The sequence below is a fragment of the Cecembia lonarensis LW9 genome (assembly GCF_000298295.1).
Lineage (GTDB): Bacteria > Bacteroidota > Bacteroidia > Cytophagales > Cyclobacteriaceae > Cecembia > Cecembia lonarensis.
The window spans coordinates 16,343-27,635 of sequence record NZ_AMGM01000027.1; the positions used below are offsets into that span (position 1 = coordinate 16,343).

Genomic DNA, 11,293 nt, shown 5'->3' on the forward strand with positions numbered 1-11,293 from the left:
ATATCCATCTGGATGAGACAACATGACTTTTGACCTGAAAACAACTGATTATGTTAAACAACACTTTGAAGAAGTGCTAAAATTGCTGCCTGTTGTTTTGGAAAACCAAGAAGAAAATACCATCCACCAATTCCGCATTAAAATAAAAAAATTACATGCCTTGGTCAAACTTTTGGAGAAGACCGAACCAGAATCAGATATAAAAGAAAAGTTCAGACCAGTACGTAAACTTTTCAAAAAAGTGGGGGTCATTCGGGAGATCCAACTCGATCTGAAAAAATTGATTGAATTAAACAAAAGCGACATTTCAGATGCTTCTGAATGGCCAAAAAAACTCGGTAAAAAGAATGCCAAGCTTTCAAAAGACCGCGGAAAATGGAACAAAAATATCCATGATACTTTTAAGATTTTTATACAATATGATTATAAACTAAATTATACCCTATTAGAGGACTATTTCAGAAAATTGATCATTAAAGCAAATAACTTCATGCTTCAGGGGGATTTTCATGAAGCACGAAAAAACATTAAATCGGCCCTATACCTAAAGGATCTTTTAAGTGAATCTGACCAAAAATCAATAGGCATAGACTTTACTTTTTTGAATGAATTACAGGAAAAAATCGGCAACTGGAACGATTTGTTCAGTAGTTCCCTTAGAAACGAAGAAAAAGAGAAAAAACAATTATTAGAGCCCGTTTTGAAGCAGCTTACTGAGGAATTGAAAAAGGACGCACAGGCCTTTCTGCTTTCAGTTTATACAAAAGATAAGTCCTAATCCAAAGAAAAACTTACTTTTGCAAAAAAGCCAAAGATGTCCTCCAAAGAACTGCCCCAAGCATTTGAAGAACGTATGAAAGAATTTCTGGGGAAGGAAGAGTACCTCAGTTTCAAGCAAGCATTGGAAAAGGAACCTGTGACATCAATCAGGTTTAACCCCTTCAAAAAGGCTTCAAAAATACAAACAAGTAATAAAGTGCCTTGGTCTAAGTGGGGTTTCTTTTTAGCAGAAAGGCCTTCCTTTACATTAGACCCGCTTTTTCATGCAGGACACTATTATGTGCAGGAAGCATCTTCCATGTTCTTAGAGCATATCCTTCAACATATCAAAGCCCCTAAGGGTGGCCTTTTCCTAGATCTTGCGGCAGCACCTGGAGGAAAATCTACACTGTTAAGCAGTTTTTTGGGTCAGGAAGGCTTTTTAGTAGCCAACGAAGTGATCAAATCCAGAGCTGCAATCCTCAAAGAGAATATCGTTAAATGGGGATTGGGCAATTGTCTGGTAACCCAGAACGATCCAGCGCATTTTTCCGGTCTGGAAGGTTTCTTTGATTTGGTCTTGGTCGATGCACCCTGTTCCGGTGAAGGCATGTTCCGTAAGGACATCAATGCCCGATTGGAATGGTCTGAAGATCATGTTTTGCTCTGCGCCCAGCGGCAGGAAAGGATTATGGATAAAGCTGGCAGCTTGGTAAAAGGAGGAGGCTATTTGATTTACAGCACCTGCACTTTCAATGAAAAAGAAAATGAGGAAATGCTGCGCTTTATATGCTCTGAATTCTCCTATGAACCAATACGAATACCACTTGACCCTTCATGGGGTATCGTTGAAAGTACTATAGAAGTGGAAGGATCCCACTATTTTGGATACCGGTTTTATCCACATATGACAGATGGAGAGGGTTTCTTCATTACCATATTAAAAAGACCGGAGGAAGCTTTTGCCCAAGCCATACCAAGAATCAAAGACTTCAAACATCCCCATATCAATCTGGAGAGCAAACAAGTGCAAACCAACCTGATCGGTCAACTGGGACTACCCGAAAATAGCAGTATCTACAGTGTAAATGGGAGCTATTTCCGACTCAATGAAAGTTTCAAAGCCCATTTCGAATACCTGTGCAGATTTGTCAACGTCAAGTATTTTGGTGTAGAATTGGGCAAGTTTAACAAAGATCAATTCCTTCCTACCCATGAATGGGCAGTAAGTGTTTTCCCGAAAAATGATTTCCCTCAGTTTGAGCTGGATAAAAAAGATGCACTGGAGTACTTAAGAAAGGAAGATATACAACCTACGGGACTTCCTGAAGGCTGGGTCTTGCTCACTTATCAACGAAGCCCCATAGGTTGGATTAAAAACCTGGGTAACAGAACGAATAACTATTACCCCAAGGAATGGAGAATAAGGATGAAATAGTACCTTATTCTTCTCCAAATTGTGATAAATCAATCGTTTCGCGCTCCAGGTAATGTGGATATATTTTCAGATGCTGTTTTTTCACTTCCTTGGTCAAAACCGTCCTGAATTCTTCTACATTAGTACCATTTTCAGCGGCCATAAAAACTGGAGGAATCCCTGTTTTCTTTTCATAGGCCTTAGAAAGTTTCCCAAAATCCAGGTATTGCTGCTCCTCCAATTCTACCTCAGACATGTTATGCATTTCTTCTTCACTTGGCATCGCAGGCACTAAATCAATCTTATTGAATACCAAAAGCATCGGTTTATCACCTGCCCCAATTTCATTAAGCGTGCTTTTAACCACAGCGATATGATCTTCAAATCCCGGATGGGAAATGTCCACCACATGCACCAAAAGGTCAGCTTCACGTATTTCATCAAGGGTTGACTTGAAAGATTCTATCAAATGGGTGGGAAGTTTTCGGATGAACCCAACGGTATCAGAAAGTAAGAAGGGGATATTTTCCAGCACAACCTTTCTTACCGTGGAGTCCACCGTGGCAAAAAGTTTGTTCTCTGCGAGAATATTGGTCTTGGTAATCAGGTTCATGAGTGTACTTTTACCTACATTGGTATAGCCCACCAAGGCTACCCTTACAATACCCTTTCTTCCCTTCCTTTGCGTTTCCCCCTGCTTTTCGATTTCCTTCAATTTGGTTTTCAGCAAGGTGATTTTATTCCGAATATCCCTTTTATCGGTTTCAATTTCCTTTTCACCTGCACCACCTCTTGTCCCTGTCCCCCCTCTTTGTCTTTCCAAGTGAGTCCACATCCTGGTCAACCTTGGAAGTAAGTACTGAAACCTGGCTAACTCTACTTGGGTTTTTGCCTGGGCCGTTTGTGCACGATTGAGAAAAATATCCAAAATCAATAAAGAACGGTCATATACTTTCACTTTAAGTTCATTTTCCAGATTACGCATCTGAGAGGGGCTGAGGTCATCATCAAATATGATCATATCCACCTCAAAGTGTGTGACATAGGCTTGAATTTCTTCCAGTTTACCTGAACCCACAAAAGTTCTTACATCTGGCTTTTCAAGTCTTTGTGTGAATTTATACACCGTCTTGGCCCCCAAGGTTTCTGTCAAAAACGCCAATTCGTCCAGGTATTCCTGTACCTGTTGCTCTGTCTGGCCTTGATGAATCAGTGCTACCAAAACAGCTGTTTCCTGCTTGGGAGCAGTATCATATAATTTTTGAAGTTTTCTGGAGTATTTACTCATATACTTATTGAAGGTCAGCAGTAAGAAATAAGTTCCTTTTTGTTAATGCTGTAAATTTACCAACCTAGCGGGAATAACTGTTATATTTGAATTTAATATCATACATTCAGCATGAAAATTAATAAAACACCACTGGAAGGCGTTTTGGAAATTCTGCCAACAGTTTGGGAAGACAGCAGAGGATACTTTTTCGAATCATACAGGAAAGATGTACTGGAAAATGCTGGTGTTAGGGAAAATTGGGTTCAGGAGAACCAATCATTTTCTAAAACAGGTACAGTGCGTGGACTTCACTTTCAGAAGGCTGAGTATGCCCAAGCTAAATTGGTGAGAGTCATTACGGGAAAGGTATTGGATGTAGTTTTGGATATAAGAATAAACTCTCCTACGTTTGGAAACGTTTACAGTGTAGTCCTTGATGCAAAGCTACATAATATGCTGTATATTCCCAGAGGCTTCGCTCATGGTTTTTCTGTGCTTGAGGATGCAATATTTTCCTATAAGTGTTCAAATTATTACCACAAGGAGAGCGAAGGAGGTATTTTATGGAATGACGCTGATCTTCAAATCGATTGGAAGGTTACGAATCCGACCTTGTCTGATAGAGACCGGGAATGGCCCAATTGGCAAGCTTTTCTCAAACAAAGCCGTCAAGGAGTTTAAAGTGTGAGTTAAATGGGAATTTTGGAAATATTCAAATCGCAAAAGAAGGAAAATCCTGTCGATTTCAGTCTTAAATGGCTGGAAGTGGATATGCATTCCCATCTGATTCCTGGTATTGATGATGGTGTTAAGACGCTATCTGAATCCATTATATTGATCAAAAGGATGCAGGAATATGGGCTGAGGAAAATCATAACCACTCCGCACATCATGACGGAATATTTTAGAAATACCCCTGAAATCATCCGCTTGGGACTTGAGGAAGTAAGGCTTGCCCTGCAAAAAGAAGGAATGGATATTCAGGTGGATGCCGCTGCTGAATATTACCTGGATGAAGTTTTTCTTGAAAAAGTAGAGTCCGGACAGGAATTATTAACCATCAAGGATAATTTAGTCCTGGTCGAAACCGGGTTTATGAATAAGCCTCAAATGATGTTGGAAATATTTTTTGCCATGGAAATGAATGGTTATAAGCCCATCTTAGCTCATCCAGAAAGATATCATTACCTGATCAAAGACCCCCAATTTCTTCAGGATTTGTTGGACCGTGAAATTTATTTTCAGATAAACTTGCTTTCTTTGACTGGCTTTTATTCCAAACCCATCAAGCATTTTGCAGAAATGCTTATAGATGAAAACAAGGTGAAACTATTTGGCACGGATTGTCACAACCACAGGTACTTGGACATGTTGGAAACCCTGCCACAATCAAAATACTTTGAAAAAATCCAGGACATGGATATTCTCAATCGCTACTTATGAAAATCTTAATCACAGGGGCTACGGGTCTTTTTGGAAGTCACTTGGCAAAATCATTTGCCCCAATAGGAGAATTACATGGGCTGATAAGGCCTAACTCAAGTAAATCTATGCTAGGAAGCCTTCAGGACCAGATTACTTGGCATGAAGGTGATCTCAGTGATGTGGTAGCGCTGGAAGAATGTCTCGAAGGAAAAGACTTGGTTATCCATGCTGCAGGTTTGGTTTCTTTTAATCCAGAAGATCAAGAAAAGCTGATGCAGGTGAATACCAAAGGGACAGAGAATCTCATCAACAGCATGCTGGAAACAGGAGTTTCAAAAATAATTCATATTTCTTCTGTTGCTGCTTTGGGAAGAAGCCCTGAGATAAATTTGATCGATGAAGAACATAAATGGGTAGAATCGAACTGGAATACACCTTATGCCATCTCCAAGCATCTCGCTGATCTGGAAGTCTGGCGAGGCGTTCAGGAAGGCCTAAGTGCGCTTATCGTGTATCCAAGTATACTGATGGGCAGGATTGCTGACCAGAGAAGTAGTACCCAGATTTACAATTATGTACTGGAAGAAAATAGCTACTATCCCAAAGGAAGGGTAAATTATATTGATGTCAGAGATGCTGCTGAACTAGTACTTCGCCTTTTTACGGCGGAAAAATGGAATGAAGGATTTATTCTAAATAGTGACGCTATACCCTACAAAGATTTTTTTGAGGAAATGGCCAAGGCATTTGGAAAAAAAGCCCCTAACAAAGAAGTACAAGATTGGATGCTTGAGTTTGCCCTTTTCTTTACGACTATTGGAAGAAAACTGGGATTAACCAAAAGCCCATTAAACCGTCAAACCGCAATGCTTTCACAACTTGAACTGATCATGGACAATAGTAAGGTAAACAGGATGTTGGATTTTGCATACAGGCCATTGGCTGAAACCTTAGCTTGGGCAAAATCGAACGAATCATAAATTGCTTTCGTTGTTACGTGATAACATTAAAAAAACCTGACAAGCAAGTCCCAAAATCACCTATTTAACAAAAAATAATACATCTTTAGATTTTGAGAGACCAAATATTTTGGTATCTTATCTAACAAAATTTACTGCCGATGACCGGAGATTTTGAAAATGACTGGGAAGAAGACAGAGAGTTAGTAGAAAGATTTGAAAACTCCCTGAAATCCAACTTGGATTTATACTTTGAAGAAGAAGAATTAGAGGACATAATCCGGTATTATTTTGACAAGCAGAAGTTTGTCAAAGCACTTAAGGCCGCAGAACATGCTCTTTTTAAATTTCCTTACAGTATTGAAATCAAATTATTAAAAGCCAATTGTCTGATTTTTAATGATGAATTGGATGAAGGGTTAGATATTCTTGAAGAGATAAACAATCTCTCTCCTAATAATGAAGACATTGTGCTTGCCTATGCCAACGCCATGATGATGGCCGATCGCACAAAAGAGGCTGTAGAGATGTTGGCAGATTTTCTCCCTTTGGCAGAAGACAAAGCTGAAGTGCATTACCTTTTGGGGAATCTTTTTCGATCTGAAAACAAAACGGACCAGGCCATATATCACTATAAGGAATGCGTCAAAATAAGGATCAATCATGAAGATGCACTCTTCCAATTGGCAATGATTACAGAAGAAGATGGTTCTTTTAATGAAATCCTTCAATTTTATCAGGAATTTATTGATCAAGACCCATATAGCGCAGGAGCCTGGTACAACTTAGGAGTAGTTTACAATCGGCTGGGCCGATACGAAGATGCTATCAAAGCGTACGATTATGCACTCATCATCGATGAATCTTTTGCTTCTGCCTACTTTAATTTGGGGAATGCCTACATGAATACCCAGCAATACGATCAGGCCTTGGAAGCTTATCAAAACACCATCAACTGTGAAGGTGCCAATGCTGAAAACTGCTGTTACCTCGGAGCAGCATACGAAAAGCTGGATCAGATTGATATGGCTTTTAAATATTTTAAAAAATCCGCAAAGCTTGACCCTGAATATGATGATGCCTGGTTTGGACTTGGCATGTGTATGCTCAAAAAATCCAAGTATTTTGAAGCCATTCACTATTTTAAAAAGGCAATCAAACTTACAGAAGAAAATCCAAATTACTGGGTGGGCTTGGCTGATGCAGAGTATCAACTGGGCAACTTGCAAGCCAGTGCCGAAGCTTATGAAGAAGCAATCAACCTAGAACCTGGCATTGTAGAAACCTACATCAATTTATCCATAATTTATTTTGATCAAAACAGGTTTGAAGAAACCATTGATGTAATCAAAGAGGGGATTGAAGAACTTCCTGAAGAAGCTGAATTATATTACAGAATGGTGGTCTATCTTCTGAAAACTGGGAAATACAAAGAGGCCTTTACATATTTAGAAAATGCATTAACTTTGAACTTTGATAAGCATATAATTTTGTACGAACTGATGCCTGAGATAAAACAACAAAAGGCCATATTCAAAATTATAGCACAATTTAAGGAAGATTCGAACGCTTCCTGATTGAATTGTTTACCCATCGAAATTCCAGCAAATGAATTACGTATTAAAGAATCTTCCAGTACGCACGGAAAAACCACGTGTAACTGGCTTCACCATGGTAATGGACAAAGGTTTAAGCTTAAGAGAAGTGGATAACTTTCTTAGTGCAAATAGTGATTATGTGGATATTGTCAAACTGGGTTGGGCAACATCCTACCTCACCAAAAACTTAGCAGAAAAAATTCAGCTTTATCAAGATGCCGGAGTTCCGGTCTATTTCGGCGGTACACTTTTTGAGGCTTTCGTGATCCGGGATCAATTCGATGATTATAGAAAAGTATTGGAGAAATACGATCTTAGATTTGCTGAGATTTCTGATGGATCCATCAGTTTGCCCCATGAAAAAAAATGTGAATTTATCCGAATACTTTCACAGGATGTCACCGTTTTGTCAGAGGTAGGTTCCAAAGATGCAGCTAAAATTATCCCTCCATATAAATGGATTGAACAAATGCAAAAAGAGTTGGACGCGGGGTCCTGGAAAGTGATTGGAGAAGCCCGAGAGGGAGGTACCGTAGGTTTATTCCGTGATTCAGGAGAGGTGAGGCAAGGCTTGGTAGAAGAAATCCTTACCAAAATACCAGAAGAAAAAATAATATGGGAAGCTCCACAGAAAGAACAACAGGTTTGGTTTGTTAAACTTCTAGGTGCAAATGTCAATTTGGGTAATATTGCGCCCAATGAGCTGATTCCTTTAGAAACCATTCGTCTAGGTTTGAGGGGAGATACCTTTGACCATTTCTTAGGTGATCATCGCTTATAAAACAACCCTTTGGACTTTTCTCTCACAGAGAGCAAGCTCGTTTGATAATACCAATGTATAAATTAAAAGATTACATACTCCTTTTTCTGAAAGGAATGTCCATGGGTGCTGCTGACCTAGTTCCTGGGGTATCCGGTGGTTCTATTGCCCTGATTACAGGTATTTACGAAAGGCTATTGAATAGTATCAAGTCCATAGATAAAACAGCCCTAAAGCTGTTTTTTCGATTCAGAGTCCAAGATTTTTGGAAACATATTGACGGCAGGTTTCTAGCTATTCTTTTTCTTGGCATACTGACCTCCATCTTTACTCTGTCTAAGCTTATATCTTTTCTGATCGATAATTATCCCATACCGCTATGGTCCTTTTTCAGCGGACTCATTGTAATTTCAGCGTTGATAATATTGAGGGATATCAGCCGGTGGAGCTGGGGGGTCATCATAGCTATCCTTATTGGTACTGTTATAGCTTACCTGATCACTGGTCTTCCACCTACAAGTACGCCTGATGCCCTATGGTTTGTTTTCATTGCAGGTGCCATTGCCATTTGTGCTATGATTTTACCCGGCATTTCCGGAAGCTTTCTCTTGTTAATTCTAGGCCAATATGAAAGAGTTCTTAATGCTGTCAATCAAAAAGACATTATTACTTTGGGGGTTTTTGCTATTGGCTGTATCATTGGTCTACTATCCTTCAGCCGATTGATTTCCTGGCTGCTCAAACATTATCAGGCTGTAACCATAGGATTATTATCAGGGTTTATGTTAGGTTCTATCAATAAACTCTGGCCTTGGAAAGAAGTGATATCTTATCGCTTGGATTCCAAAGGACTGCAACAACCATTTATTACTGAGAACATACTTCCCCATCGTTACCTTGAAATTACTGGTGAAGAATCCTTAATTTTATATGCTGCTCTGGCTTTTTCATTTGGAATATTTCTTGTACTTGGGATTGAAAGAACTGCATACTACATCAATAGAAAATGAGAAAATTTGGATTGATCGGATATCCACTTGGACATTCTTTTTCCAAAAAATACTTTTCGGAGAAATTTGAGAAGGAGGGAATTACTGATGCCCAATTTGATCTCTATGAAATAGAAGATATTGCTTTATTCCCAGCCTTATTGGACAAACACTTTGATTTAATTGGACTAAGTGTAACGATACCTTACAAAGAAAAAGTAATCCCATTTTTGGATGAGTTGGATGAAGCTTGTCGGCAAATCGGCGCGGTCAATTGTATACGTATCCGAAATGGAAGCTTAAAAGGATTCAATACAGATTATATAGGTTTTAAACTTTCACTTAAAAATTGGCTTGGCGCTGAAAGGCCAGCTGCCTTGGTTTTGGGTACAGGCGGGGCTTCCAAAGCCGTCAGGCAGGCCTTAGAAGATTTGGATATAGAATATAAAATGGTATCAAGATCTTCTGAAGGAATGACAAATTGCATCAATTACCAGGAATTGAATGTAGACGGATCGGTTCTTTCGCACCATCAACTTATCATCAATACCACTCCTTTAGGGACATTCCCAAATACGGAAACCATGCCGGATATCAATCCGGAATTCATTACACGAAAACATAAGGTCTATGACCTGGTTTATAACCCCGAGAAAACTTTCCTAATGCGTTCCCTGGAAGCCAGAGGGGCAATTGTAAAAAATGGACTGGAAATGTTAATCCTGCAGGCTGAAGCTGCCTGGAAAATATGGAATTAATTGCTACCCATTTATTTACAATTATGTACTGGAAAAAAAGATCACACGAACAAATCAAAGAATATATATTTAAGGCCCTCGACCAAAACCTGGATTATAGAGGAGACAGGCCTATTTTAGGTATCCCTGGAACTTATCTAGATACTACTGAATTTTACCCAGATGCACCATTTCTGAAAGATGCACCTTATATGTCTGCTATGGTCAGGAATCCTAACCATATAGGAGTCCATACCTTGAGTGAGGAATCTGTACTCGAGGTTTTTGAAGGCACACAGAAAATAGAAAAGGAACTCATCAAGCTGGTTGCAGAGGAAATCTTCAATGGAGACCCAGATGCTCAGGATGGCTATGTTGCCACAGGCGGGACTGAAGCTAATATTCAGGCCATGTGGATTTACAGAAACTATTTCCAAAAAGAATATGGTGCGAGGCTCGGTGAAATAGGGCTGGTATATTCCCAAGACTCTCACTATTCTATGCCCAAAGGCGGCAACCTGCTCAACCTACAAAGTATCATCTTAGAGGTGGAGCAAGATAGCAGAATTATCAAAAAAGAGTCTTTGGAAACCAAAATCAAAGCCGCAATGGAAGATGGCGTCAAATACTTTATCGTAATTGCCAACCTTTCTACCACAATGTTTGGATCTGTGGATGACATAGACCTAATGGGTGATTTTTTTACCAATATGAATGTCCCGTTTAAAATTCATGTGGATGCTGCATATGGAGGGTTTATTTACCCTTTTACCAATACAACAAGCAGGTTTACATTCCAAAATCCTTATTTAAACTCTATCACTGCGGATGGACACAAGATGCTACAAACGCCATATGGCACAGGTCTTTTCCTTATCCGAAAAGGTTATTTTGATTATGTCAAAACCAATGAAGCTCAGTATATCCCCGGAAAAGATTACACCGTCAGCGGAAGTCGTTCTGGAGCCAATGCCATTTCCATGTGGATGATCCTCCAGATCCATGGTTCTGAAGGATGGAAATACAAGATGGAAACGCTTTGTGATAAAACAGAAAGGATATGTAAAAAACTGGACCGAATGGGCGTGGCCTACTTTAGAAATCCTTACCTGAATATCATCGCCATCAAATCCAAATACCTTAGCAAGGAACTGGCACACAAATATTACCTCGTGGCCAACTCCTATGAGTTTGAGCCTGAATGGTATAAAATCGTCGTAATGCCTCACGTTAAACCTGGAACCATCGACAGTTTCTTAATGGAGTTAGAAGGAGAAATAAGATCACAGTAGATTAACAAATCCTAATTAGGGCGTGCTGAAAAACGCCAATTGGAGAAAAATTTCTTCCAATTTTGATGAATATCCCATTTACTAAGC

Annotated in this window: 11 protein-coding genes; 10 read left to right on the forward strand and 1 reads right to left on the reverse strand. The window is 39.4% G+C overall.

From position 1 onward, the window contains the following. Positions 1–22 precede the first annotated feature (22 nt). Positions 23–778: a CHAD domain-containing protein gene (locus tag B879_RS09930; RefSeq protein WP_009185042.1), complete on the forward strand. Its 756-nt coding sequence runs from the start codon at positions 23–25 to the stop codon at positions 776–778. 36 nt (positions 779–814) lie between these two features. Then, positions 815–2,197 carry a methyltransferase RsmF C-terminal domain-like protein gene (locus B879_RS09935; RefSeq protein WP_009185043.1) on the forward strand — a complete coding sequence of 461 codons (1,383 nt, stop codon included), beginning with the start codon at positions 815–817 and terminating at the stop codon, positions 2,195–2,197. A 4-nt stretch (positions 2,198–2,201) separates the two neighbouring features. Here B879_RS09935 and hflX read toward each other — a convergent pair whose 3' ends face one another. Continuing rightward, positions 2,202–3,464 carry a GTPase HflX gene (hflX, locus tag B879_RS09940; RefSeq protein WP_009185044.1) on the reverse strand — a complete coding sequence of 421 codons (1,263 nt, stop codon included), beginning with the start codon at positions 3,462–3,464 and terminating at the stop codon, positions 2,202–2,204. A gap of 111 nt (positions 3,465–3,575) precedes the next feature. On the opposite strand from hflX, the gene rfbC reads away from it, so the two are divergent. From rfbC to B879_RS09980, 8 genes are all read left to right on the forward strand, one after another. Continuing rightward, on the forward strand, positions 3,576–4,127 hold the full coding sequence (rfbC, locus tag B879_RS09945) for a dTDP-4-dehydrorhamnose 3,5-epimerase (protein WP_009185045.1): 552 nt from the start codon (positions 3,576–3,578) through the stop codon (positions 4,125–4,127). A 12-nt stretch (positions 4,128–4,139) separates the two neighbouring features. Further along, positions 4,140–4,889: a tyrosine-protein phosphatase gene (locus B879_RS09950; protein WP_009185046.1), complete on the forward strand. Its 750-nt coding sequence runs from the start codon at positions 4,140–4,142 to the stop codon at positions 4,887–4,889. Then, positions 4,886–5,851 carry an NAD-dependent epimerase/dehydratase family protein gene (locus B879_RS09955; RefSeq protein ID WP_009185047.1) on the forward strand — a complete coding sequence of 322 codons (966 nt, stop codon included), beginning with the start codon at positions 4,886–4,888 and terminating at the stop codon, positions 5,849–5,851. The genes B879_RS09950 and B879_RS09955 overlap by 4 nt, the downstream gene beginning before the upstream one ends. 140 nt (positions 5,852–5,991) lie before the next feature. Further along, positions 5,992–7,407 carry a tetratricopeptide repeat protein gene (locus tag B879_RS09960; RefSeq protein ID WP_009185048.1) on the forward strand — a complete coding sequence of 472 codons (1,416 nt, stop codon included), beginning with the start codon at positions 5,992–5,994 and terminating at the stop codon, positions 7,405–7,407. 31 nt (positions 7,408–7,438) lie between these two features. Beyond that, positions 7,439–8,209 (forward strand): phosphosulfolactate synthase, encoded by a 771-nt coding sequence (locus B879_RS09965; protein ID WP_009185049.1) that lies wholly within the window; start codon positions 7,439–7,441, stop codon positions 8,207–8,209. 53 nt (positions 8,210–8,262) lie between these two features. Continuing rightward, positions 8,263–9,198 carry a polyprenyl-phosphate transporter gene (locus B879_RS09970; protein ID WP_009185050.1) on the forward strand — a complete coding sequence of 312 codons (936 nt, stop codon included), beginning with the start codon at positions 8,263–8,265 and terminating at the stop codon, positions 9,196–9,198. Next, positions 9,195–9,935 (forward strand): shikimate dehydrogenase family protein, encoded by a 741-nt coding sequence (locus B879_RS09975; RefSeq protein ID WP_009185051.1) that lies wholly within the window; start codon positions 9,195–9,197, stop codon positions 9,933–9,935. The genes B879_RS09970 and B879_RS09975 overlap by 4 nt, the downstream gene beginning before the upstream one ends. A gap of 23 nt (positions 9,936–9,958) precedes the next feature. Continuing rightward, positions 9,959–11,206: a pyridoxal-dependent decarboxylase gene (locus B879_RS09980; protein ID WP_040400419.1), complete on the forward strand. Its 1,248-nt coding sequence runs from the start codon at positions 9,959–9,961 to the stop codon at positions 11,204–11,206. The last annotated feature ends 87 nt before the right edge of the window (positions 11,207–11,293 follow it).